The sequence below is a fragment of the Algisphaera agarilytica genome (genome assembly GCF_014207595.1).
Taxonomy (GTDB): domain Bacteria; phylum Planctomycetota; class Phycisphaerae; order Phycisphaerales; family Phycisphaeraceae; genus Algisphaera; species Algisphaera agarilytica.
Genome location: NZ_JACHGY010000001.1, coordinates 4,053,433 through 4,078,539 on the forward strand (window position 1 = coordinate 4,053,433; position 25,107 = coordinate 4,078,539).

Here is a 25,107-nt window from a genome sequence, read left to right on the forward strand (position 1 = left end):
CATACGGACTACTTCTTGAGCGACGCCGCGTTCGCTTTGGAATTGAGCTTCCAGTCGTACGAGACGAATTGGATTTGGTCGGTCAGCGGTACACCCAATCGTTCGGTGGCGTAGGCCTTCCAATCCGGCCCGAAGTCTTGGCCGTACCACTCGAAGAGTTTGGTCACGGCCAGGCCGGACTGCTGCTTCACGGCGTAGCGTGGGTGGTTGAAGTTCAGCACATAGGCTTCTTGCTCGGCGAGCTGTTCTTCGAGCCGATCTGCGGTGTACGCCTCGGCCCGCAGCGGGGGGCAGGAGTAGGCGGCACACACCACGGCCCAGTGGATGCGGGGCTCGTCGAATTGCTTGCGGATGATTTCGTGCTCGAGTTGGTTGAGGCTGAGGGTGCGGCCGGCGAGGTTCCAGATTTCCTGGTCCCAGGGCTTGCCGCCGTGCAGGTCGGTGATGGATTGCGGGGCCTCGTCCCCATTGTAGTTGTCGAGAATGAGCTGGAGCGTGAACGCGTTGTAGGCGTTGATCAGGGTCGCGAGCCTGGCCTCGGGCTGATCGAGCAGCGGCAACGCTTCGGGGTCGGCCAGCGAATCCACATACCGGCGCAGCGCCTCGGGCTCGGCATGCAACGCGTCGTAGTCCACGAAACCCGCGTCATCCACGTGGGCCTTGAGCAAGGCGTCGTAGCCATCGAAGGCGGACGGCTCGGCAACGCTGTTCGACGGGGCGAGCAGGGTCGCAACGGCAAGAATCACGGCGGTCAGGGGTAGGTTGACGAAACGTTGCATGGTGAGGGTCTCCGGTGTCGCGGGTCTAACCCCGCCAGGGGTGGATTGTATTCCCCGCACGGCGGAATCGGCGGCGTACAATCAAAGCCTCATGGAAGAACAACCGTTTCAAATCGTCAGCGAGTTCCAGCCCATGGGCGATCAGCCCGCGGCGATCGACGCCATGGCCGAGCGCCTCATCGCCGGGGAGAAGTACAGCACCCTGCTGGGCGCCACCGGCACGGGCAAGACCTTCACGATGGCCCACACCATCGCCCGCGTCGGCAAGCCCACGCTGGTGCTCTCGCACAACAAAACCCTCGCCGCCCAGCTCTACGAAGAGTTCAAGGAGCTCATGCCCAACAACGCGGTGAGCTACTTCGTCAGCTACTACGACTACTACCAGCCCGAAGCTTACATCCCCCAGCGCGACATCTACATCGAGAAAGACTCGTCCCGCAACGACGATCTCGACCGCCTCCGCATGGCCAGCACGACCAACCTGGTCTCCCGGCGGGACGTGGTCGTGGTCGCGTCGGTCTCGTGCATCTTCGGCCTGGGCTCACCCAAGGAATACAAAGAATCGGTTGTGCCCATCCAGAAAGGCGATCTGGTCGACCGGCAGAAGCTTCTCCGCCGGTTTGCCGACCTGCAGTACACCCGCAGCGAGTTCGAGCTCAAGCGCGGCGGCTTCCGTGTGCGGGGCGATGTGATCGAGCTTGTGCCGGCCGCGGAGGAGTTTGCGTACCGCATCGAGTTGTTCGGCGATGAGGTCGATAGCCTCGCGCTCATCAACCCGACGTCGGGCGAGCTGCTGGCCGACACCGATCGCATAGACGTCTACCCCGCGGTGCAGTACGTGCTGGATGAAGACCGCAAAGAGTTCGCCATCAACGCGATCAAGGCCGAGCTGGAGAACCGTGTCATGGAGCTGCGCGGCGAGTGCAAGCTGCTCGAAGCGCAACGGCTGCTGGCCCGCACCAAGTACGACCTGGAGATGCTCGACGAGGTCGGCTTCTGCAACGGCATCGAGAACTACTCCCGCCACCTCGACGGCCGCCAGCCCGGCGAACGGCCGTACTGCCTGCTCGACTTCTTCCCCGCCGACGACTGGCTGATGCTCATCGACGAGAGCCACGTCACGCTGCCGCAGATCAAGGCGATGTACCACGGCGACCGCCACCGAAAGGAAACACTCGTCGAGCACGGTTTCCGCCTGCCCTCGGCCCTGGACAACCGCCCACTCAAATACGACGAGGTCGAAGAACTCTGGCCGCAGGTCGTCTTCGTCAGCGCGACCCCCGGCGAATACGAACTCGAAAACTCCGGCGGCGAGGTCGTCGAACAGATCATCCGCCCCACCGGCCTGGTCGATCCGGTGATCGATATCCGCCCCGCCGACGGCCAGGTGCCCGACCTGCTGAAGATGATCCAGGAACGCAAAGCCAACGGCGAACGCACGCTGGTCACGACGCTCACCAAACGCCTCGCCGAGGACTTGGCGTCGTACCTCGCCGACCAGGACATCGACTGCCGGTACCTGCACAGCGAGGTCGAGACGCTCGACCGCGTGGTGATCCTGCGCGAGCTGCGTGAGGGGCAGTTTGATGTGCTGGTCGGGGTGAACCTGCTGCGGGAGGGCTTGGACCTGCCCGAGGTGTCGCTGGTGGCGATTATGGACGCCGACAAGACCGGATTCCTGCGTAGCGGCACGTCGTTGATCCAGCAGATCGGCCGGGCCGCGCGGAACGAAAACGCCTACGTGGTGATGTACGCCGACGAGGTCACCCCCGCGATGAAGGAAGCGATCGACGAGACCAACCGCCGCCGTGAGAAGCAGCTCGCCTACAACGCCGAGCACGGCATCACGCCCAAGACCATCAAGAAAGCCATCCGACGCGGCATCGAGATGGAGCTGCGTGCCCGCAAGACCGCCAAGGATGCGCTGTCTGGTGATGAGAAAGAGTACGACCGCGCCGAGCTGTTGCAGGAACTCGAAGCCCAGATGCTCGAGGCCGCCCAGGCCTTAGAGTTCGAAAAAGCCGCGTCGATCCGCGACAAGGTCAAGGAAATCAAAGCCGCCCCGGCGATGACCAAGGTCAAGCTCAGCAAGAAGAAGTCCAAGCCCAAGCCCGGCACCCCGGGCACCAAGGTGCGCAAGCTCAGCAAGAAACGCTCTTCGCGGTAACCTGTAGCGGTCTCCACCCCCCCCTCCCCAAGGACCCCGGGATGCTTGAATCACTCTCGAAACAGATCGGCGTGCTCACATTCATGGCCGCCGTCGCGATCCTTCCCCACCACGCGTCGTCCGAGCCGGTAGAGGGCATCGTTTTGCCCAGCAAGCAGGTCGTGCTCAACGCGCCGCTGCCCTCGATCCTCAAGGAGTTCACCGTGCGGGAGGGCGACAAGGTGGAAGCCGAGCAGCCTCTGGCGTTCATGGACGACAGCCTGCAGCAGGCCTCCCTGAAATCGGCCGAGTTTCAGGCGGCCAGCATGACCGCCATCCGCAACGCCGAGCTGGTCCTGGAAGACGCCCAGATCCAGGTGGAACGGATCCTCGAAGCCCAGAGTTCGGACGCCGCCAGTGAATGGGAAGTCCGCCGGACCAAGCTGCAGGCCGAAACCGCTGCCGCCCAGCTCGAACAAGCCCGCGAGCAGCAGGAACTGGCCAAGATTCAACTCGAACTCGAACGCGCCCGGCTCGAGCGCTACGCGGTGCTCGCCCCGTTCACCGGCCGAGTCCTGCGGATCGACGCCGAGGCCGGCGCCTCGCTGACGCAGCAGGACCAACTGCTCACCCTCGTGGCGATGGACCCGCTCGAAGCCCACTTCCACCTGCCCAGCACCGACTACGGCAAACTCGAAGTCGGCCGGGAGTACACCCTGGCGACCGACGCGTCGCGGCAGCTGTCGTTCAACGCCAAGCTGATCACCATCGACCCGGTGATCGACCCAGCCAGCCAAACGTTCCGCGTGGTGTTCGAGATCGACAACGCCGACGAAGCGTTGCCCTCCGGCTTTGCCGTGTGGGTCGATCCCGACGCCGTGGGCGGAGAAGCCGCCGCCGCGGTGTCGACCGAATCACACGGTTTTCTTGATTAACGTGCCGATATCTGTCTTTGCCGCTTGCGGCTAAGCGTCCGAGTGCTGAGCAGCAAGCGGCAAAGACAGAGGATTTACTCCACCCCGGCGAAGCCCAGCGAATCGGCGATCTGTTCGTCCTGTTTGAGGACCTGCTTGCGCATCGCCCTTGAACGCGACTGTGCCCGGCGTTGAGCGCGTTGGAAGAAGAACGGCACCCACCGGAGGCGGCCGTATCGGCGGATCAACTCGTCCTCCAGGCTCAGGAACATCACCGCATCGCCGGGGTCGCCCTGCCGACCCGCCCGGCCGAACAGCTGCCGGTCCACGCGGCGCGAGTCGTGGCGTTCGGTCGCGATGATCTGTAGGCCGCCGAGTTCGACCACGCCCTCGCCGAGTTTCACGTCGGTGCCACGCCCGGCCATGTTGGTGGCGATGGTGACTTGGCCACGCTGCCCCGCCGCCGCGACGACCTCGGCCTCCTCGGCGTGGCGGATGGCGTTGAGCACCTGATGCTCGATGCCGCGCTGGGTCAGCCGTTCGCTGAGCGTTTCGCTCGCGCCGACGCTGCGTGTGCCCACGAGGATCGGCCGTCCGGTGTCGTGCAGGCGTTGGACCTCGTCCGCGACGGCGTCCCACTTGGCGTCCTCGGTCGGCAGAATGCGATCGTTCGCCAGCTTGCGGATGATCGGGCGGTGGGTCGGGATGTAGGCCGTGGGCGTGCGGTAGGTCTGCCAGAGTTCGCGGCGTTCTTCCCAGGCCGTGCCCGTCATGCCCGAGAGGTTGCGGTACATGCGGAAGAAGCGTTGAAAACTGACACGGGCCATCGTCGCCTTGGGCGGTTCGACTTCCACACCTTCTTTGGCCGCGACCGCCTGGTGCAGGCCGTCGCGCCACTCGCGGTCGGGCATGAGCCGGCCGGTGGATTCGTCGACGATCACGACCTTGTCGCCCTGCACGACGTATTGGATGCCGGCGACGTACAACTCCCGGGCGGTGATCGCCTGGACGATCATCTCCTCGGCCCGACGCTGTCCCGCCCAGATGCCGCCCAGCGATTCGGTGACCTCGGCGACCTTGTTCCGGCCGCGGCTGGTCAGCCGGATGTCGCGGAACTGGCGGTTCACCGTGAAGTCTTTGCGGACCTCAAACACCTGGGCGAGTTCCGCGGCTTTAATGAAGGCTTCGACCTGCTGGGCATTGGGCGAGGGGCCGGAGATGATCAGCGGCGTGACGGCCTCGTCGATCAGCACCGAGTCGGCCTCGTCGACGATGACGTGCTCGAGCCCGCGCATCACGACGCGCTGCGCCGCCCCGGCGGGGTTGTTGTCGCCCAGCCCGCCGCCCAGCATGAGTTGGTTGAGCATCGTGTCGGTCAGGCCACGCTGCGGGCCCAGGGTGAGCTTGTCGCGGAGGTAGTCGGCGGCGGCTTCTTTGTTGGTGGTGTAGGTCACATCCGCCGCGTAGCCCGCGCGGCGGACCGGCGGGTCCATGTCGCTGGTGACCGAAGCGACGGTCAGGCCGCACGCCTCGTAGACCGGCCGCATCAGGTCCGCGTCCCGCCGAGCGAGGTAGTCGTTGACCGTGATGACGTGCACGCCGCGTCCGGCCCAGCCGGCCACGGTCGCGGGCAGCGTGGCGATCAGCGTCTTGCCCTCGCCGGTGGCGACCTCGGCGATGCAGCCGTCGTGCATGGCCAACGCCGCGGCGATCTGGGTGGGGTAGGCCTTCAGCCCGATCGCGCGGAACGCCGACTCGCGGATGAGCGCGAACCCACGGGTCACATCGTCGGCCGTCTCACGACCCCGCCGGAACACCGCCCGCATCTCCAGGACCTGTTGCCGGAGCTCGTCGATGTGTAGCGATTCGATTTCCGGGGCCAATGCGATCACCGCGTCGGCCCGTTTGAGGTACCGCCGGGTGCGGGGCAGCCGCGAGACGATCGCCGCGGCGCACGCCTCCCAGGCCGCGTCGAGGCCCTCGGGCAGACGCGGGGACGGGGGCCGGCTGGCCAGCATCCGCCACCACGAACTGGGCGGCAACGCAACTGGTGGATCGAGTCGACTCATCGCCTCACATACTCAAGCGCCGCATCAGCATCTGCCGCAACGCCAGCCAGCCCTGCTCGGCCAGCGGCTGCGGCTCGAAGGTAAACCGCACATGCACCCGCTGCCCCGCCATCAACGGCGGCGCGCCTTCCGGGGCCGGGTCGGGCTTGATGCGGACCTCGAAGAAGGCTTCTGCGGCTTTCGTGCCCGTTTGGTCGGCCGTGTCCGTCGCCACCGAGCCGCCGGCCATGTAACCCATCGCGGGGCTGAATAGCTCGTTGCCGCCCGACTCGGCGACGCTCAGCACGGTGCCGTGATACGTCTCGCCGGGCCGGTTGGGGTTCTTGATCTCCACGGACCGCCCGACCCAGTTGCCCACTTCCAATCGGGGCCCGAGGTATTGGTCGGCCGCGGCGCGGATCACCAGGTCATCCAGCGACGCGACGACGCCCATCGGTTCGCCCCGCTTCACGAACCGGCCGGGCAAACGCTCGCTGTCGAACGAGACCCACGTCCCCGCAGTCGTCGGTTGGGTTTGCAGATCGGCCAGTTGGTCGGCGATGCGTTGCCGTTGGTCTTCCTGAGCCCGCAACTGCCCGCGAAGCGCTTGGGCCACGGCGATGTCTTCCGACATGGCGGCGCGGTAGCGTGCTTCGAGCTGACGCTGGTCGCCCAGCAACTGGTCGTAAGCCGATTGCAATTCGAGGTTGTCTGCTTCGACCAGCACGTCGCGCTGTTCGGCATCGACCGTCACCGCCTCGCCCGTGGGCATAGCGGTATGGATGAAGCCATCCGCCCCGGCGTAGATGCGTTCTAAGGTGACGGGCTCGACCAACGCCGAGGCCCGCCCGCGGTCGGGCACCGGTACCCCGCCGACCAGCACAGCGATCAGCAGCACCGTCGCCAGCGACGCGTAGATCGCCCGGCCGCGCGTCCGGGTCAGTTCCGGGCTGTTCGCCAAATACTTGATCCACTTTCCCCAGGGGACCAAGAGGAACGTGACCACCGCGAGGAACGCCATGATCATGCCGATGAAAAACAGCTGGCCCGCCACGAACAACACGATCGTGAAGCCCAGGAACACGCGGTACGCCGCGGACGCCAGGCCGTAGGTCACGAACCACACGGTTTCGCCCGCGCTGTGGGCCGGGTTCTTAGGGTTCTGCACGGCGTAGACGTGTTTTTTGACCAGGTAGTAGAGGTAGTCTTTGCTGCGCTGATAGAGATTGGGCAGCTCGGCGAGGTCCGAGAGGATGTAGTAGCCGTCGAAGCGGATCAGCGGGTTGGCGTTGAAGAGCAGCGTCGAAACGCTGGCGATGAACATGACGTTGTAGGCGATCGCATGGACGGTCGGGGTGTTGACGCCGGTGTTGGCCCAGACGACCGCGGCGATCGCGGCACAGGCGATCTCGACGTACATGCCCGCCGCGCCGACGAAGGCCCTGCGCCACTTGCTGCGGAACGCCCAGGCGCTGCTGGCGTCGACGTACGGCACGGGCGTGAGCACCATGAGCATCAGCCCGATGGTGTGGACCTCGCTGCTGACCTGTTCTTTCTTGCCGAAGTATTTGACGCTGAACCCGTGGCCGAGCTCGTGGATCAACTTCAGAACGCCGAAGCTGATGTAGAGCAGCGGCAGGTTGGCGGGGTTCAGGATGTCGTTCTTCTGGCTGTAGAGCTCCCCGGCGTTGTCGGCGATGCTGAACACGCCGTAAGCGACCAATGCCATCCACAACACGATCCCCACCGGCCCGAAGATCCAGCCCACCAGCGGCGACCAGCGATCCAGCAGGCGATCCGGATCGAACAGCGGCACCCGCGCGAACAACACGTTCATCACGTAGCCACGCACCTGCCGGTTCATCCGTTTCTTGTAGCGGTTGAACATCCCTGCGGCGTCGGCGGGGAGGTCGGCGTGGATAAGGTTGGACGTGTAGAGCTGGCCGAGGATCTGGATCGCTTCACCTTGGGTGGGCGCGGCGTCGCCGAGCTGCTCGTTGCAGGCGTCCCAGACCTGGGCCACGGTCCGCCGGCCGTCGAGCATCGCGACGAAGCGGTAGGCCGACTCATCCACCCGGAAGAACTGGTTGTTCGACGGGTCACGGAACACCACCCACAGCCGGCCCCGGTAGTGCTGGCGGAACGTCTGCACCAACGAACGCAGCCGCGGCGTCATCTCCGCGACGCGGTACCAGGATTCGTTGAAGGTGGGGCGATCAATGGCCATAAGTTTGAGTGATTATTGAAACGACTTGTTTGGATACGTTTGAGAAGTTGTGATCGCCTGCGCGGCGGGCGGTCAGGGCTTCGCCCCGACACCCCTAAAGCCAACAATCCTCAAATCCACAACTTCAACCGGACCCAGTTGATCGCGTCGCGTGTCCAGACCCAGCCGATGGGTGCTTGGCGGGAATCGATCTTGGCGACGCCCTCGATGCCGGGCTTGGCCCAGGGTTGGGTGTCGAGGAGTTTCACGCGGACGCGGAACACGTTGCTGCCGTCGATGACCTCGGCGATGGGGTTGATGCGTTCGACCTCAAACCGCAGCTTGACGCCGGGGTGGGCGGCGGCGGCGAGTTCGCCGACGGCGCCTTCCGAGGGCACGTCGCCGATCTTGCCGTCCGGCACCCACAACTCGGCCCGCAAGGCGCTCAGCGGCGCGACCTCGAACAACACATCGCCTTTGCTCACCGGCGAACCCAGCTGCTGCTTCAGGTCGCCCACCACCACCGTGCCCGCGATCGGCGAGCGGATGACCGCGTGATCGATCTGCCAACGCAGCCATTCGAGTTGCGCCTCGACATTCGCCACCCGGGCCTCGGCGATCTGGCGTTCGACCTGGCTGCCTTCGCGGGCCGCCATCTTGGCTTCTTTTTCGTACCCGAGCTGCTCTGCTTCGAGACGCGAGAGTTCTGCACGCAACTCCGCGGTGTTCAGCGTCGCCAACGCCTCGCCCTCCGCGACGACGTCGTTCGGCTCGGCTTCTACGGTTTCGAGGTAGCCCTCGAACGGCGCGGGGATCGAGCGTTGGGTCACCGCCTGGAACGTGAAGGGCGCTTCGACGCGGATCGTGCCGGGCACGAAGATCAACGCGAGAACCCCGGCCAGCAATGCGATCGCGGTGACTTTCGCCCAGGTGTGTTTCGGTCCGAGCACCGTCGCCAAGCTACGGCGGGCCGAGTCGGCCAGCCGGGCGCCGAACCAGCGGTCGGTCTCCGACAGCTCCAGCACACGGGGGGTGAACAGGTCTACCGCCATCCGCAGGAACGAGGCCTCTTCCACGGTCAGGGGCTGATCGATCGGACGCTCGAGGGTGACCACCCCGATCACTTCGCCGCCGCGCCGCATGGGCAGGCTGCACACCGCCGACGGGCCGTGCTTGCTGGAGAGTTCCTGGGCGGCGCGGTTGACCATGGTGGCTTCGGGCAGCACGGGGTGCAGCACCTCGATGTCCTGGTCGAGCGACTCTTCCATGGCCGACTCGATCGCGCCGACCAACGCCATCTTGCGGCTGATGTGTTCGGTCTGGCTCATCGCGCGCAGCTTGACGTAACGCCCCGAGAGCAGGCCGATGCTGACCCGGTCGGCCCGCCACCGCGAGGCGATCTCGTTACACAGCGCGATCGCCGCTGCGCGGAAGCGCCGATGGTCGTTGCTGGCCGAGAGCACGCGGGTCGCGGTGGACAGCCCCCGCAGGTCGGCATCGCGTTGCTCCAAGACCTGCCGCATCTCGTAGAGACTCAAGAGGCTGATGCTCAACTCGATCCGTTGGCAACGGGCCTGGACGATCTGGGGGTCGTCGGTGTCCAGCAAAAAGGCCGACACGCCGGAGAATCCGCCGGGGGTTTTGATGGGGACCAGCACGAGGTGGTGAACCATCGGGCGTCCGGGATCGGACAGCGCCGCCTGCAGCTGATGCACCTGGGTTTCAGGCGCCAAGGGCGATTGCTGAGTCACCAACTCGATGGCGTGGGCCAGCCAGGACGGCGGCGATCCCGTGGCCGGGAGCGGCGGGTAAACCGCCATGATTTCTGAGGTTTTGGCGGAAGGCGGCATCGGCCGATCCGACGGGACAGGCGTCGCTGCAATCTCACCCCCCAACCGAACCACCGCTCCCGCGGTCGCCTGCCCAAGCCGGCACTGCGTCGCCAGCAGCTCGGTGAGAAACTGCTCCGGCGGTCCGCTGAAACGGACCAGACGCTCGACCAGCCCCGAGGCGGAGCCGCCCCATCGCTGGGCCGCGGTCATCGGCGGGTTCAGGCTCATGTGTGAAATCCCTTTCGTGAAAACCGTTCGTCCGCGTGTGTCATACGCTTCGCACGCCCGGTAAAGCCCCTGAAAAAGCCCTGCTTCACAGCCCTCATCCTACCGGCTTGCAGGTTTGGCGGACAGCCCTACAATGTGTCGCTCGGGTTAATCCCAGACGGGCCATTGGCGCAGTTGGCTAGCGCGCCTCGTTGACATCGAGGAGGTCACTGGTTCAAGTCCAGTATGGCCCACTTCTCACCCTCCGCCACCGCGGAGGGTGATTTTTTTTGCGCTTCGATGGCGCCAGGTGTTACGACCGGTATCCACATGACTGCGTGGGCATCGAGGGGTCTTATTCAACATCGTTGACCCCGACGGTCTGGTTCAGCACCGCCGGGCCGTTGGTCTCGCGGACGCCCAGGCGTATGTCGCTTTGCGACAGCGCGGGGGCGGCATCGACGAAGCGCAGCTGGCGGATCACCGCCTGGCCGGGGTCGAGCCTGGGGATCAGACGCTCCTTGCGGGCGTGCCCCTTGAGCTTGGCGAAGACGCTCAGAGAGATCGGCTCATCGCCGGTGTTCGTGATGATGCAGGTCACCGAGGCGTCCACGGTCGAGGGGGCGGCGCCGTCCTCCAGCGCCAGGGAGGCTTCGAACCGAACACCCTGAAGCCCGAGCTCCATGGGCGTGGCGAACTTCACGATGTACTTGCGGTCGGCGGTGAACTCCATGTCTACGGTGAGGCTTTTGCCGCCGGCGACTTCGTTGATCGGGAAACGCAGTGCCACCGGGAGCTCGATGCTACGGCCCGGCCCGATGGAGAACCGGTGGTGGTGCGGCTTGATCGTCCACGACTCGGGGCCGGTGATGATGAACTTGCCGCTGACCGTGACCGGCCAAGGGTTGGTCAGGCGGACCGTGCGGACGTGGGGGATCTGGGTCGAGGTGATGAACGGATCGTTAAGCACGAAGCTGCTGCGGAACAGCGCCAGCTTCGCGTCGATGCCGGTGACGAACACCGGGGTGTCGGAGAGTTCGAGCGTGTGCTCACCGTTCTCGTTGAGAGCCAGCGGCGTGGCGTTGCCCCAGACGTCGTAGACCTTGGGGTAGTCGCCGAGGAACATGTCGAGCTTGGATCGGCTGCCGGGGGCCTTGACGTTCCAGGCGACGAGCATGCCTTCGCCGGGGCGGGCGTCGGGCATGGCTCGGGCTTCCTGTTCGGACAGAGCCCGGCGTTCGAAGATGATGCCCACGCGTTCTTCGCCGAGGTTCAGCCGGCCGATCGCACGGTAGCCCGCCAGGCGGTTCGCGACGTTGGACGCCACGCCCAACAACGGATCGGGCAATAGCGACTCACGCCGCTCCAGCCCGCGGGCCCAGAGATCGGGGATGGCCACGCCGATCTCGTTCTGCTCCCAGGCGTGCACCATCCGCAGGGCCAGGTCGCTGGCCCGCGCCGCGTGGGGAACTGCATCGGCGGGGGCCGGCTTGATATGGAGCCGGCGGTTGTGGCTCGGGGAGGCCCAGCCCAACTCTTGCTGCTGCTGGATGTGGTCGTTCAGCCGATCGGGCGTCACCCCCACGGGCCATTGCACGGCGTAGCTGAGGTGTTCTTCGGGAATATCCGGCCGGAACGGCTGATCGATCCGCCAGGGCACGCCCATCGTCGGGGCGGGCGTCCAATGCCGGAACGCCTCATAGGTCCGCGCCACGGTCGATCCCAATTCGGGCAGGTAGGCCGCCGAGGGCTCCCGGGCGCTGCCGAGTTGCCAGGTGTTAACCCGCTGGCCGTGCCGAACGAGGATGGGCTGGACGTAGGGCATCCAGATGTCGGAGGGTGCGCCAAAGACCGCCGCAGGCAGGTAGGTATTGACGCCCCGGGTGTGCGCGAGCTCTTCGGGCACCGGCGAGAAAGACAGCTCGACACGTCGCCCGGCATTCTTGATCGGGCCGATGGCTTCACGCAGCGTGTTGAGCCGCAGGTCGAAGCCCGCCAACGTGGTCTCCGGGCTCCAGGCCGACAGGATGACCGACCCCAGGCCCGCGAGGTTGGCCAATTCGGGCAGCAGCTTCAGTTGCGCGTTGCTCATCCCCTCGGCCACCAACGCGAAACGCTCGGCGTCTTCGCCGACTGCGCCCGTCCCCGGCGGGAGCCAGAGGACCGCGTTGTACGTCCGTGCGATCACCCGGCCCGCATCCGCATCCACCTGGGCCTGAGCGATGGCCGCGGGGTCGGCTTCATCGGTGTCATCGATCGAGAGTTCTTCGGTCATTCCGCCGATGGTCAGCGTCCGGCCGTCAGGCGAGTTGGTGCGTTGCCGCAGGGTCCGCGAGCCCTCCACCACCGCAAGCTCGGCGAGGTACCAGCCGTATCGCGGCAGGTCGGGCGACCAACGCCACTTCGACGGCGCACCCCAGCCCATCGGCCGGCGGTCCTGGATGACCACGTTCATGTTGTGGTCGTACACGGTCACCCGAGCGGTCAGCTTGCCCCCGACCAGGTCACGCACCGACACATCCCAGAAGGGCCCGGCGTTGCTGCGCGTCACGTTGACCGGGCTGCCCGTGCTGAGTTGCACGTGGGGCAGTTGCCAGACGCCGATGTCGTCAAACCAGGCGTGGCCGGTGACGTCGTGTAAAACGATCTGGTGGTTGCCCAGCGGGTTGCGCGGGTCGGCGCTGGGTTGCACGAGCTCGACCTCGAGGCCGACGTATGCCGCCTCGCCGAACTCGCCGGGCAGGATCAGTTCGACCTCGGACCACTCGCCGGCGGTGCGGACGCGTGGCGTGAGGCGGGTGCTGGTCTCGATACGCTTGCCGGCGGTGTCGACGAAGTAGGCCCGCATGCGCGCCGCGGCGTGGGTGAGCCCCGCGGTGCGGATCTTGCCGCTGATCAGGTAGTCGCTGCCCGGCACGGCCGGGAGGGCGCCGATCTGCAGGTACGCTCCCGCGCTGCCGCCGTCGATGCCCAGGTGGAGGCTGTAGTCCTCCGAGGCCGCGTCGCCGACTTCCGAGTAACGCACCACGTTGTGCATCGGGAAGCCCGCCCGGCGTGACAGGCGGTCGTGCATCGGCAGGCGGTCGAAGTTGGGGTCACTCGATTGCGAAGACCGCCCCATCGCGTACCAGCCCGGCGGTAACGCCAAGCCTCGACCGAGCTTCACGCCCTGGTCGTTCATGTCTTCGAAGTCGTATTTCTCGACCAGCCGCTTGGGCGTGAGCGGATCGATCTGCGCGTGCAGCGAGGTTCCGCTGAGCAGCAAAAGGCACACCGACAACCAAGCCGAGATACGGAGCGTGTCTCGCATGAAGGATTTATCGGTCGTCCGGGCCGATGTCGCGGAGTTTTTCCCCGGCGATCGCGTTGTACGAAGCGAACGTTTGAGCGCGATTCAGCGATTCATTCTGGAAACGCCGCGGGCTCCCCGGCAACCAGCGTCTCTTCCCCCCGGAGACGACGCAAAATGTCTGCCCGGATACGCGGGTCGCGGTAGGCCTCCTGATGCGATCGGTGCAGGGGCGGGGTATCGACCCACCAAGGCGTGAGTCCTGCCGGAGCGGTCCGCTCGCTGCCCACGATGGGGTCGTCCAGCCGCGTGTAGGGAATCAGCGTGTAGCGGGCCTCGGCCAGGCATTCGTCGAGATGCGCGAGAAACGCCGAGCCCTCCCGCATGTCGATCACCCGGCGGTCCAGCGTCGGCACCCCCGCCATGACCGCTCCGCGGTGCGGTGTGCTGATCGTGTAGAGATTGCGAATCTTCAAGCGACGCTTCGCCGCGCCCCCCTCGGCCTTGCTTGGCGAGGCGCTGTACCGAGCCACCAGCCCCCCCATCGAAAACGCTACGACATCCACCTCCGACGTCCACCCCGTTTCGTCGCTGAGCCAGACCTCCTGCACCGATTCGATCACGTGGTCCCGGCAGTCCTCGAAGTCGTCTTCAAATACAAACTCCAGCCCCACCACCTGGTCTTCGGGCACGCCGACCTTGCGCAGCTGCTTCGACCAGTACGAATTCACAAACCCCGGGTCCGCCCAACCCGCGAGGACCACCACCGGCCGATCGAGCGGACGGCCATCGCTCTCGATGTCTTTGATGATCGTCTTCGCCTGGGCCTCGGTGACCGGGAACGACGGATTCACCTGCCGAGCGGCGCAGCCCCCGATCGTGAAGGCCGAGGCCAACAACACCGTGGCGAGGATCAATCCGGGGGGCTTGGTCATGGGTTCAACGCTCGGGGAGGGGCGTCGCGGGCAGGCTGGCCAGCGGCTCGCCGCCCTGCAACTGGGTGAGGATATCCGCCTGGACCCGCGCATCAAACGCGGCCTGGATGTGGGCCATCTCGAAGGCCCGGTCCGACACCCAGTGCGGGTGCTGCCCTTCCGGGGAAGTCTTGTCGGGCCCCACGATCCAGTCGCCCAGCCGTGTGTAAGGCACCAGCTCGTAGTCGGCCTCGGCGAGCCCCGCATCCAGCCGGGCCAGGAAATCCGAGTCGGCGTTCATGTCTCGCGCCAAGCTGTTCCAGAACCCAAGCGGTGCCCAATTCGCCCCGCGGTGCGGCGAGGCGATCGTGTACAGCCGGCGGATCTTCAGCCGACGCGTCTGCCCGCATTCCGGATCCGGTGGCAGCGCTGCGTACCGTGCGACCAGCCCGCCCATCGAGAACGCGATCACATCGACCTCGACGGTCTCGTCCGAGTCGGCGTCTTCCGGCGGGAAAAGCTTGTCCACCTTCCGGATGGTCTTCGCTCGGCAGGAGTCGAACGAGTCCCACAACACAAACGACACCCCGCCGATGCGCTCGTCGTCGGTGAAGTAACGCTTGGCCTGGCCGACCGAGACCCACTCCGCGACGCACGGGTCCATGAACGGCCCGACGAACACCAGCGGCCTTTCGAGCTCGACCGGCTCTTCCCGCATCGCCCGCAGCTCCTGCTTCGCCTCGGCGTAGGTCAGATCAAACGACGGGTTCACCGCCGAGAGATTCGAGCAGCCGATACCCGCGCCGCCTGCGAATGCCGCAGCCAGATACAGGAACGCCCGGAACAGCGGTTGGGGTTGGCTCATCCAAACATGATAAGGCCGGGTGAATGTCAGCGGGTGATTTCGATGATCTTGTCGCGGCTGGTGCTCTGGTTGTAGTTGTCCTGCACCCTGCCGTTGCTGGAGCTGAACCGGTCGCGGACGTTGGTCTCGCTGATGGAGATGATCGTGCGGCGGGTGCCCGCGTTCACGCCCGGCTTGCGGTCGAGGCGGTCGTGGTACCACGCCGTGCGGTCGTCGAGCCACGGCTGGAAACTTTGCAGCTCATTCATCTCGGGGCTGTCGAGCGCCAGAGAGCGGCGGTTGCCCTCGGCGTCGACAAGCGGGCCCAGTTCGAACCGCATTTCCGCTTGGCGTGCGTCGGCGGCCCGCTGCTGCTCGGCTTTGGACGGGGCGCAACCGGTGCCCAGCACAACGGCTGCCAGCACACCACAGATCGACAGGCTCGGGAGACGGATTTCCATACCCCTCGCAACACGAACCGCGTGCCGGGGCGGGCCGACAGGCTGGGTCGCCGCGCAAGGTATTCGTAAAACTTGACTTACACCGATTATGCCAGAGGCGGCCACTTATCCGATCGATCGGGATGTCGCGTCCACGCAACACGTGCCGGTGTTTGCCGCATCATGTCGGTCACGCCGATATTCTTGAGCCGCCGCGGGCCATTCGTGAACTTGACGTCCCCCCGAATTTCGCCACAATACGCGACTCGATTTCGCAGGCCCGCTGTGGGCCTGAACTTTGAAGCACCGCGACGCCGTAGCCACGGCCGAGCACTCACAAGGGCCTCGTCGGGCAACCGACAGGTAACACATCATGGCCAACTACACCGGTCCCAAAGTCAAGCTCTCCCGTCGCGTCGGCGTGCCCATCGCGGACATCCCGAAGCACACCACCAAGCGTCAGCTCAACCCCCCCGGCATGCACGGCTTCCGCGGCCGTCGCCTCCGCGACTACGGCATCCGCCTCAACGAGAAGCAGAAGCTCCGCTTCCACTACAACGTTCTCGAGAAGCAGTTCCGCCGCTACATGGCTGAGGCCGGCCGCACCCAAGGCAACACGGGTACCGTCCTGCTCCGCCTGCTCGAGCAACGCCTCGACAACGTCATCCGCCGCCTCGGCTGGGCCCGCACCATCTGGGCCGCCCGTCAGATCGTGTCCCACGGCCACGTCCTGGTCAACGGCAAGAAGTGCAACATCGCCTCCCTCCAAGTCAAGGTCGGCGACACCATCACCCTCAAGGAAGGCATCCAAAAGCTCGTCCGCGAGAACATGGAATCCCTGCCCGGCCACGAAGTGCCCGAGTGGCTGACCTTCGACCCCTCCACCCTCGAAGCCAAGGTCGCCGCGGTCCCCACCGCCGACCAAGTCCCCTTCGACGTGAACCTGAACCTGATTATCGAATTCTACCGCTAATCACGTTCATCCCATCGAATACAGAAAACCCACGGACATTGGTCCGTGGGTTTTTTCTATATCGCCAATTTGCATGAACCTGCGGTTTTCGACGCTCACGTCAGCTCGGCGGTCAGTGTGTACTCCACCGGGAGCTTGCCGCGCCAAGGCTCGGGGAACTCCCAGCGTTCATCGCCGACCCGCTGCATCACCTTCAACGCCGGCCATACGCAACGCGAGGACTCTTCGAGCCGTGTGATGCGCATCCCCGCGTCGATCACCGCCGTCACGGTTTCCCCAAGCGGATGGCTCCACTCGGCGTTCCGGGTGTGTTTGAAGCCCACAGTATCGTCGGCGTAGGTGCCGTCCTGTTCGGTCACAATCCGCTCGCCGCCGAGGTAGGGGTAATGCAGCCCAAACCCCTTCGGGTCATCGGGCTTGTCCTCCAGCATGTCCATCATCGGGTGCACGTCATTCAGGAACAACCGCCCGCCGGGACGCAGCAGCGACGCGACAATCTCCGCCCAGCGATTAACGTCCGGCAGCCAACACAGCGAGCCGATCGAAACAAACACGACATCGAATTGCCCTTCGATCAACTCCCGGGCGTCGTAGACATTGCCACAGACAAACGTCGTGTCCAACCCGAGTTCATCACGCAAGCCGACCGCCTTGTCGATCGCCGGCTGCGAGAAATCCAATCCCGTGGCCTTCGCGCCCAGCCGACTCCAAGCCAGAGTCTCCATGCCCATGTGGCACTGCAGGTGCACAAGCGACTGACCTCCGACAGGCCCAACGCCGCGCACAATATGCTCCGCCAAATCGTGCCCGCCGTCACGCAGGGCATCGGCGTGTTGACGGTACATGGCCGATTCCCAGTGGACCTGAACACGTTCGTTCCACGACAAACGGTTCCACTCGATGCCTTCGCGTTGTTCTTCGTGATGGGATTGACTCATTGGAAACCTAAGTACGGTGCTATGACGTTGACCAATGAGCCCAGCAACGATCGAAACGGCGGGCTGACAGATCATCTTCTTGGATGAAAAATGCGAGCGTTCCCCCATCGCCCCAGCTGACACCGAACAACTCGCGATCTGACCCAATCTCAAAAAGGCAGCGCCATTTCTTTGCGACTATTGAAAGTCGGCCCCATTCGGGATGGTCTTCGTCTATGTCTTCAGCGAGTTCTTCGTCTCCTTCAGCCATCGCTGCGCACAACAGGCGGACGTACTCATCGTTAGTTCCGTAAAGACCGTTGGCGCAGCCGAGAAGCTGAGATAGTCCTACCGGAGTAAACGGATAGCTGAACATATGGTCGATCCACTGTGCAGCGACATGCTCCTCCGTCCACGGTTCCTCTTCGTCACCATCGTCTTCGGATTCGTCATCCTTGCTAAAAAGCCCCAGGCTCATCTGCCCTAAAATATCCTCCGTAGGGATCATCCAGCGGACGTATGGGGAAAGCGGCCTTGATTGGCCAGACGGCGGGGATTCTGCGAGTTGTCCATGGCTAGGTGCGGAATTACGAATTAGCCCCTCTACCTCTTCGTGAAACAGAACTCGGAAGCAGCTTTTGTCATCCATCTCAAAGCCCGAGGGTAGATCACCCGCCCCCACAAAGAACTGAATCAAGCCTTGCTTGGGCAACACGTTTTCTAAGTCATACGCGGACACGTCAGCAAAGTTGAACTGACCGAGAAATCGCATGGGGCCATCCTGATTTTCCGGCCATTCCTGGCCCGGCGGCAGATCAGGGCAGCCCCCGAGAAAAGTGGTGCCACAGGTAGGTTCGTCGGACGGCACAGAGGCTTTACCTTGAAAACCAATTCCGGGCGTAAGATGCTGTATGAAGTTCTCTAATACCCTGGGGCTAGCCTTTACCCTCTCTGCGAGCATTACACGCTGAAAAAAACTGTGGCGCTCTGCGAACGCCACAGTTTTCTTAAATCTCTGTATCTGAGTGCGATAGTGTTCTGGAAGACGAAGAACCAAATTCTGTGCGGTGTCTTTGGTGATTTGCTTCGTGTACCACTCTGGCTTCGGTTGTTGTTGCATCTCGGCAGACGCCCAAGCCAGATACAACGGCTTCACGATGGTTCGCAGTAATGGCCGTTTCACAGAGCAGTCCCCCTTCAAATTGGATCAGTTATCAAACTGCGCATCGAACACGATGTCGCTGCTGGGGAAGTCGACGCTGCGGACGAACTCGGCGGCTTCGGTGGCGCCGTACTCGCGGTCCATCCGGCCGTCTTCCCACTCGACCGACAGGGGGCCTCGGTAGCCGATGTCGTTGAGGGCGACGATGATTTCTTCGAAGTCGATGTCGCCGTGGCCGAGGCTGCGGAAGTCCCAGAACCGGCGGGGGTCGGTGAAGGTGGTGTGGCCGCCGAACACGCCGACGGTGCCGTCGCCGTGGCCCCACCACGCGTCCTTCATGTGTACGTGGTAGATGCGGTCGGCGAACTTGCGGATGAAGCCGACGTAGTCGACGCCCTGGTAGCCCAGGTGCGACGGGTCGTAGTTGAAGCCGAAACGCTTGTGGCCCTTGACCGCGTCGATGGCGCGGGCGGCACTGGCGGTGTCGAAGGCGATCTCGGTGGGGTGGACTTCGAGGGCGAAGTTGATGTCCTGCTTCTCAAACTCGTTGAGGATCGGGGTGAACCGCTTGGCGAAGTCCTTGAAGCCCTTCTCCCAGAACGCCTGGTCGGTGGGCGGGAAGGCGTAGATGGCGTGCCAGATGGACGAGCCGGTGAAGCCGTTGACCACACCGGGGAAGTCGTCGCCTGCAGCGCCCTTCTTCTTGCCGCGGCCGGGCTTGTTGTTGAGGAAGCGCCGGCAGGCCTTGGCGGCCAGCTTCATGTTCGCTGCGGCACGCTTGCGGACGCCTTCGGGTTCTCCGTCGCCCCAGACGTCTTCGGGGAGGATGGATTTGTGACGTTCATCGATCAGGTCGCACACGGCTTGGCCGACCAGGTGCATCGAGATGGAGTAGCTCGTCAGGCCGTAGGCCTCGAGCACTTCCCAGCGCTGCTTGCAGTACTTGTCGCTCTTGGCGGCCTGGACGACGTCGAAGTGGTCGCCCCAGCAGGCGAGCTCCAGCCCGTCGTAGCCGAACTCGGACGCTTTGGCACAGATGGTTTCAAACGGCAGGTCGGCCCACTGGCCGGTAAACAACGTGACGGGACGGGGCATGGAAAACCTCCGGTTTTCAGTGATGAGTGACGAGTGAACAGTGATGAGTTTCAGGACAGTGACGACATGAGTCCGCCGATGACGCGAGAGACTTCCATCGCTTGATGCTTGAATCGGGCGAACTCATCCCGATCAACATATCCGGCGTCGAGGGCGATGTACAACTGGGCCCGGACCTCGGCACACGAGGCCTTGGCGATCCCCAGAAACTGTTTGAATTCGGCCCGGCTCCGTCGATCAAAACCCTCGGCGATATTTGACATCACCGAGATCGCAGCTCGCCGAATCTGATCCCGCAGGGCGAAGTCTCGAGCAAATTCTCCCTGGCGCGTGATCGCATAAACCGCCCGATTCAACTCCCTGGCCTTCTGCCAAGCCACCAAATCCTCGAACTCCTCAGCCAGCGCCATCTAACACCTCCCGGAAGGATTCCAAACTCATCACTGCTCACTCGTCACTCATCACTCGCCGCCGGCGCTTCTTCCACAGGCCCCGAAGCCAACGCAATCATCCGCCGTCGCAGTTCCGCCGTGATCTCCTCTGGCAAGGCGGCGCGATCCGGCGTAAACGGTGGGCCAAAAGCAATCCGGCGGCGGCCGGGCGTGAGGAAGTGGCGGGCCATGCTCTTGCTGACCTCGGTGCCCTCGATCCAGACCGGGACGATCTGGGCTTTGCTCAGCCGGGCGGTCACGGCGACGCCGTCTTCAAACGGCTTGAGGATCCGGTCGTCGTACTGCAAGTTGCCCTCGGGGAAGATGCCCAGGCAGTCGCCGGCTTTGAGATGCTTGACGATCTGGCGGACTTGCTTGGAGGCGTTGACGCGTTCGCCGGACTCGTCGTGGTCGATGAAGATCGGGTCGATGATCTTCCAGAAAAACTCGACAGCTTTGAAACGGTAAGACGTGAGCATCAGCCAGCGGATCTGCCGGGGGCAGGCGGCTTGCATGAGGAAGGGGTCGAGCGCGGTGGTGTGGTTGGCCGCGAGGATGACCGGGCCGGACTCGGGGATGTGGTGTCGGCCGTCCCATTCGAGGCGGTGCCACACCAGGCAGAAGAACCGCACGAGGTGGCGGAAGAAGTTGCCGCCCGCTGCGGGCATCGGGCCGTGGGTCAGGTAGTAGAGGGCGTAGCCAAGGCCCGCGACGATGAGCAGTGGGCCCAGGCCATACAGCACATAGATAATCTTGGTGTCGGCGTCCTCCAGTTGCCAGATCATGCCGTAGATGATCACGCTGACGACGGTCGTGACCATCGCGGCTAAGCCCATCACCGAGCCACGCACCGAGTTGGGGGCGATGCTCTGCAGCAATGAAATCACGCTCACGATGGCGACATTGCCCGCGACGCCGACAAAGAACGCGCCCACGTAAGTCACCGCTTTCAGCGGGATCACGCTGACCAGCAGCACATTCAAGCCCGCGATCGCCAGAGCGACGCCCATGACCAACGGGGCCTGTTGCCGGGTGCGGATCAGGCCGATGACCACGGCCCCCGCCAGCATGCCGAAGCCCAGTGCCGCGCTGACCTGCGTGAACTCTTTCATGAGCGCATCGCCGGTCAGGCTGTAATGAATCTTGCAGAGCCCGATGACGCCGCTGTACATGGTTGCGGCGGCACCCCAGACCATCACATCGATCACAATCAACCAGATCACCTTGCGGTGGCAGGCGACGTATTTCATCGCGTCGATCAGCGATACCGCCGTGCGTGAGTTGTCGTTTCCTTCGTCGCTGTCGAGTAGCCGCGTCGACTTGGGTCGCATGAAAGCAAAAAACGAGCCGGAGATGAGATAGAACAGCGCGCCGACCAGCAGCCCGGTCTCGACCGACGAAGCTTCATCGGGGGAGATGATCCGCCCCCCAACCACCATGCCGATCATCGAGAACACCACATTGATCACCAAGACGACCGCGTTGGCGGGCTGCATCTGCTGGCGTTCGACGAGTTGGGGCACGATGGCGTTGCGGGTCGGGTTGAAGATCGAGGCAAAGATGCCGATCGCGAACAGCATCGCGTAGACCTGCCACTCGCGGTCGGGATCAACCTGGCTGGCCCCCCCAATGAGAAAAACACCGAGCAGCAGCAACAGGCCGCGGGCTTCGTCGCAAGCCATCAACAGCCACTTGCGTGGTAAACGATCCGCCACCCAGCCGCCGAGCACGCTGAAGAACAGGTACGGCATGAAGAAGAAGAATTGCGTACCCGCCTGCGTGCTGGTCGAGTCGCCTTCTGCCGCGAGGCCTCCCAGCAGGGCGAGTGCCGCGAGCATGATCATGCGGTCGCCGAAGCCGCTGGCGGCTGTGCTGGTCCACATCAGGGTGAAGCTGAAGTTCCGCCACAGCGGCGTGGGCGGCGCGTGATGTCCGGGGGCGGAGGTGGTTGTGGAAACGGTCTCGGACATCGCCAAAGGATACCAGTGTGGGCCGGGGGGAGCGGCGATCTGCGATCGCCGGCTAAACAACTGAATGATTCACACCCGGCTGGTGGCGACTACGGGCAGGTCCAGGGGCGAGGTCTCGCCGCGCTCGAGCAGTTCGTGGGCGTAACCCGCGATCATCGCGGCGTTGTCGACGCAGTAGCCCAGTTCGGGGAGGTGGATCGACAGGCCGTGGTTCTTGGCCATAGTTTGGACACGCTCACGCAGAGCAGAGTTGGCGCTGACCCCCCCGCCGAGGACGAGCGACTGGGGACGTACACCTTCAGCGGCGAGCTGCTTGATGGCGCGTTTGATCTTTCGCTCGACCGCGGTGACCGCGGCGTGTTGGAACGCGGCGGCGAGGTCGGCCTTGCGCTGCGGCGAGAGGTCCGAAGCATCACGTTCAAACGTCGCGTCCTTGCCCCGCCCAACAGGCAAGCCGCGCACGGCGTAGAGCAGCGCGGTTTTTAATCCCGAGAACGAGAAGTCGAGGCTGCCGGGTTTGAGCATCGAGATGGGGAGTTCGGGGACATCCTCGGCGTTGCGGTCGCCTTGCTGGGAGAGCTTGTCCATGGCCGGGCCGCCGGGGTAGCCCGCGTTGAGGATGACGCCGGCCTTGTCGTAGGCCTCGCCGATGGCGTCGTCGATGGTGCGGCCCAGGACGGTGATGTCGGCGGCCGAGTCCATGCGGTAGAGGCTGGTGTGGCCGCCGGAGACGACCAGGCCCAGGGCGGGGAAAACAATTTCGGATTTCGGATTTCGGATTTCGGATGTGGAGGGATCCGGGGCTTTGTCGCTTTGCTCCGCAGCCCTCGGCTTGGTAGGGGTGAGGGTGGCGGCGTGGAGGTGGGCGCGGACGTGGTCGATGCCGATGAGGGGTTTGTCGAGGGACCAGGCGAGGGCTTTGGCGGCGGCGACGCCCACGATGAGCGAGCCGACGAGGCCCGGGCGGTTGCCCACGGCGATGGCGTCGAGGTCGGCGAGCGTGATACCCGCGTCGTCGATCGCTTGCTGCACCACGGGCATCAGGCGTTCGAGGTGGGCACGGCTGGCGATCTCGGGGACAACGCCGGCGTAACGCACGTGCAGGTCGTGCTGCGTCGCTACGACATTGGACAGCACCTCGCGGCCGTCTCGGACCACGGCGGCGGCGGTTTCGTCACAGCTGGTTTCGAGGCCGAGGATCAGCGTCACGGGGCTAGCGCGGGCTCGGGTTCTTCGGCGGATTCCACGGCTTCTTCGATCACGGCGTCGGCGGCGGTCTCTTCGGCCTCGGCTTCGGCTTCAGCATCGACCGATTCGTCTTCGATCGGCTGGCCATCATCGAGCTTGGCGAGCTTCTCGTTCACTTCGGCCAGCGTTTCTTCGAGCAGTTCACGCTGCTTGGTGAGCTGTTCGCGTTCAGCCAGGCGGACGAGTTCATCGGCGTTGGATTTGCCGACGACGGGCCATTCACCAGAGTCGAGCTTGCCCAGGATCGCCGTGAGCGCCGCGGCGAGTTGCGGGTCTTTGAGCGTTTCGTTGATCCACTCGGGCGTCACGGTTTCACTGTGCTCCTGACCGTTGTTGGCGTTGATGATGTCTTGAGCCTGGCGGGCTTCGAGGCGTTCGCGGCGCTGGTCGGGCGTCATGGGCACGTAAGCGTTTTCGCTGGGGTCCACGCCCCACGCTTCGTCCTCGGCCTTGTTGCGGCGGTGGATGTTGCGGCCCGAGGGCAGGTAGTAGTAGGCGTTGGTGATCTTCAGCGCGCCGGCGTTGTTGCCCAGCAGACGCTTGACCTGCTGCACGCTGCCCTTGCCGAAGGTGCGTTCACCCACGAACAGGGCGCGGCCGTTGTCCGCCAACGCACCGGCAACGATTTCCGAGGCCGAGGCGCTGAAGGAGTTGGCCAGCACCACAACGGGGATCTCCGGCAGGAGCGTGTCGGAGGTGGACTTGTACACCTGCTCGGGCACCTTGCGGCCGCGGACCGAAACGATGGTCTGTCCTTCTTCGAGGAACATGTCGCTGATGTCGACCGCGGCGTTGAGCAGCCCGCCGGGGTTGTAGCGCATGTCGATGACCAGGGCGCGGATGCCCTGGCCCTTAAGCTCTTGCAGCGCTTCGAGCACCTCGGGCGTGGTGCGTTCGCTGAACTGGGTGAGCCGGATGAAGCCGACTTTGTTTTCGGGGTCGAGGAAGTAGTTGTAGCTGTGGTCGGCGTTGCGCTTGAAGCCGCGGACGGTCTGGACCTCGATCTTGGCGCGGGTGATGGTGATGTCGACTTCTTCGCCCGAGGCGTGGCGGACGGTGATGGAGACGTCGGTGCCGGCCGGACCCTTGAGCTTGCTGATCGCTTCGTTGATGGGCATGTTGAGGGTGTCTTCGCCCTCGATGGCCATCACGGTATCGCCGGCCATGACGCCGGACTTCCACGCCGGGGAGTCTTCGAGCGGGGTGACGATGTGCAACCGGTTGTTCTCGATGGTGACCTCGGCCCCGATGCCGGTGAACTCGGCGCGGACGCTTTCGTTGAAGGCTTCGAATTCTTCTTGGGGGAAGTACTGGGTGTAGGGGTCGTCGAGCGACTCGATCATGCCGTCGATCGCGCCTTCGATGAGCTCTTGCTGGTCGGGCTCGTCGACGTATTCGTTGGCGAGTTCGTATCGCAGGTCGACCAGGAGGTCGATGTGTTCCAGCGTCGAGGTGCTTCGGGCCCAGGCCCCGCGGTAGGTTACGAAAAACGCCAGGAGCACAGCCATAGCCGATGCCAGCGCGAGGTTGCCGATCAGACGATTATTCATAGCGGCATTCTAGCCGAGGACCGCCCAGACGTCCGTGGCGGGGCCGCGGTGGGCTGGGGTATGCACCTGATTCGGGGGTTGGCATCGGTGCGGGTTCAGGTTAAACTAACAGCTATCGCCTTACACCAGCCTGTTCGTGCTT

Annotated in this window: 18 protein-coding genes and 1 tRNA gene; 4 read left to right on the forward strand and 15 right to left on the reverse strand. The window is 64.4% G+C overall.

Annotated features, from left to right (window positions below; translation table 11 throughout):
• Positions 1 to 8 precede the first annotated feature (8 nt).
• Positions 9 to 779 carry a DUF547 domain-containing protein gene (locus HNQ40_RS17575; RefSeq protein WP_184679118.1) on the reverse strand — a complete coding sequence of 257 codons (771 nt, stop codon included), beginning with the start codon at positions 777 to 779 and terminating at the stop codon, positions 9 to 11.
• 91 nt (positions 780 to 870) lie between these two features.
• Here HNQ40_RS17575 and uvrB point away from each other — a divergent pair, with 91 nt between their 5' ends.
• Together uvrB and HNQ40_RS17585 are read left to right on the forward strand one after the other, a co-directional pair.
• The gene (gene uvrB, locus HNQ40_RS17580) at positions 871 to 2,946 is read left to right on the forward strand and encodes an excinuclease ABC subunit UvrB (protein WP_184679119.1); all 2,076 of its coding nucleotides are present in this window, start codon (positions 871 to 873) and stop codon (positions 2,944 to 2,946) included.
• A gap of 41 nt (positions 2,947 to 2,987) precedes the next feature.
• Entirely contained in the window at positions 2,988 to 3,860 is an 873-nt protein-coding gene (locus tag HNQ40_RS17585) for an efflux RND transporter periplasmic adaptor subunit (protein WP_184679120.1), read from the forward strand.
• 74 nt (positions 3,861 to 3,934) lie between these two features.
• Here HNQ40_RS17585 and HNQ40_RS17590 read toward each other — a convergent pair whose 3' ends face one another.
• The 3 genes from HNQ40_RS17590 to HNQ40_RS17600 form a co-directional block, all read right to left on the reverse strand.
• Complete coding sequence (locus HNQ40_RS17590; protein WP_184679121.1) at positions 3,935 to 5,908, reverse strand: preprotein translocase subunit SecA; 1,974 nt, start codon at positions 5,906 to 5,908, stop codon at positions 3,935 to 3,937.
• A gap of 4 nt (positions 5,909 to 5,912) precedes the next feature.
• Complete coding sequence (locus HNQ40_RS17595) at positions 5,913 to 8,114, reverse strand: hypothetical protein (RefSeq protein ID WP_184679122.1); 2,202 nt, start codon at positions 8,112 to 8,114, stop codon at positions 5,913 to 5,915.
• A gap of 110 nt (positions 8,115 to 8,224) precedes the next feature.
• On the reverse strand, positions 8,225 to 10,153 hold the full coding sequence (locus HNQ40_RS17600; RefSeq protein WP_184679123.1) for an HlyD family efflux transporter periplasmic adaptor subunit: 1,929 nt from the start codon (positions 10,151 to 10,153) through the stop codon (positions 8,225 to 8,227).
• Between the two features lie 159 nt (positions 10,154 to 10,312).
• Between HNQ40_RS17600 and HNQ40_RS17605 the strand changes: the two genes are divergently transcribed.
• Positions 10,313 to 10,386: transfer RNA gene (locus HNQ40_RS17605), tRNA-Val, on the forward strand.
• Positions 10,387 to 10,487: 101 nt separating this feature from the next.
• Here the strand turns inward: HNQ40_RS17605 and HNQ40_RS17610 are convergent.
• From HNQ40_RS17610 to HNQ40_RS17625, 4 genes are all read right to left on the reverse strand, one after another.
• The gene (locus tag HNQ40_RS17610) at positions 10,488 to 13,442 is read right to left on the reverse strand and encodes a hypothetical protein (protein WP_184679124.1); all 2,955 of its coding nucleotides are present in this window, start codon (positions 13,440 to 13,442) and stop codon (positions 10,488 to 10,490) included.
• A gap of 92 nt (positions 13,443 to 13,534) precedes the next feature.
• Positions 13,535 to 14,356: an esterase/lipase family protein gene (locus HNQ40_RS17615; RefSeq protein WP_184679125.1), complete on the reverse strand. Its 822-nt coding sequence runs from the start codon at positions 14,354 to 14,356 to the stop codon at positions 13,535 to 13,537.
• Positions 14,357 to 14,360: 4 nt separating this feature from the next.
• Positions 14,361 to 15,200: a lipase family alpha/beta hydrolase gene (locus HNQ40_RS17620; protein WP_184679126.1), complete on the reverse strand. Its 840-nt coding sequence runs from the start codon at positions 15,198 to 15,200 to the stop codon at positions 14,361 to 14,363.
• A 26-nt stretch (positions 15,201 to 15,226) separates the two neighbouring features.
• A complete protein-coding gene (locus HNQ40_RS17625; RefSeq protein ID WP_184679127.1) occupies positions 15,227 to 15,640 on the reverse strand; it encodes a hypothetical protein in 414 nt (137 codons plus the stop codon).
• Positions 15,641 to 15,992: 352 nt separating this feature from the next.
• On the opposite strand from HNQ40_RS17625, the gene rpsD reads away from it, so the two are divergent.
• Positions 15,993 to 16,592, forward strand: coding sequence for a 30S ribosomal protein S4 (gene rpsD, locus HNQ40_RS17630; RefSeq protein WP_184679128.1), 600 nt, complete (start codon positions 15,993 to 15,995; stop codon positions 16,590 to 16,592).
• Positions 16,593 to 16,687: 95 nt separating this feature from the next.
• Here the strand turns inward: rpsD and HNQ40_RS17635 are convergent, their stop codons facing one another.
• The 7 genes from HNQ40_RS17635 to HNQ40_RS17665 form a co-directional block, all read right to left on the reverse strand.
• Positions 16,688 to 17,530, reverse strand: a complete 843-nt coding sequence (locus HNQ40_RS17635) for a class I SAM-dependent methyltransferase (RefSeq protein WP_184679129.1) — start codon at positions 17,528 to 17,530, stop codon at positions 16,688 to 16,690.
• A gap of 19 nt (positions 17,531 to 17,549) precedes the next feature.
• Positions 17,550 to 18,692, reverse strand: a complete 1,143-nt coding sequence (locus HNQ40_RS18450) for a DUF1963 domain-containing protein (RefSeq protein WP_184679130.1) — start codon at positions 18,690 to 18,692, stop codon at positions 17,550 to 17,552.
• A gap of 24 nt (positions 18,693 to 18,716) precedes the next feature.
• On the reverse strand, positions 18,717 to 19,766 hold the full coding sequence (locus HNQ40_RS17645) for a sugar phosphate isomerase/epimerase family protein (RefSeq protein ID WP_184679131.1): 1,050 nt from the start codon (positions 19,764 to 19,766) through the stop codon (positions 18,717 to 18,719).
• Positions 19,767 to 19,816: 50 nt separating this feature from the next.
• Entirely contained in the window at positions 19,817 to 20,176 is a 360-nt protein-coding gene (locus HNQ40_RS17650) for a four helix bundle protein (protein ID WP_184679132.1), read from the reverse strand.
• 44 nt (positions 20,177 to 20,220) lie between these two features.
• Positions 20,221 to 22,167 carry an MFS transporter gene (locus HNQ40_RS17655; protein ID WP_184679133.1) on the reverse strand — a complete coding sequence of 649 codons (1,947 nt, stop codon included), beginning with the start codon at positions 22,165 to 22,167 and terminating at the stop codon, positions 20,221 to 20,223.
• A 69-nt stretch (positions 22,168 to 22,236) separates the two neighbouring features.
• Positions 22,237 to 23,376 (reverse strand): tRNA (adenosine(37)-N6)-threonylcarbamoyltransferase complex transferase subunit TsaD, encoded by a 1,140-nt coding sequence (tsaD, locus tag HNQ40_RS17660; RefSeq protein WP_184679134.1) that lies wholly within the window; start codon positions 23,374 to 23,376, stop codon positions 22,237 to 22,239.
• Positions 23,373 to 24,965: a S41 family peptidase gene (locus HNQ40_RS17665; RefSeq protein ID WP_184679135.1), complete on the reverse strand. Its 1,593-nt coding sequence runs from the start codon at positions 24,963 to 24,965 to the stop codon at positions 23,373 to 23,375. The genes tsaD and HNQ40_RS17665 overlap by 4 nt, the downstream gene beginning before the upstream one ends.
• Positions 24,966 to 25,107 lie beyond the last annotated feature (142 nt).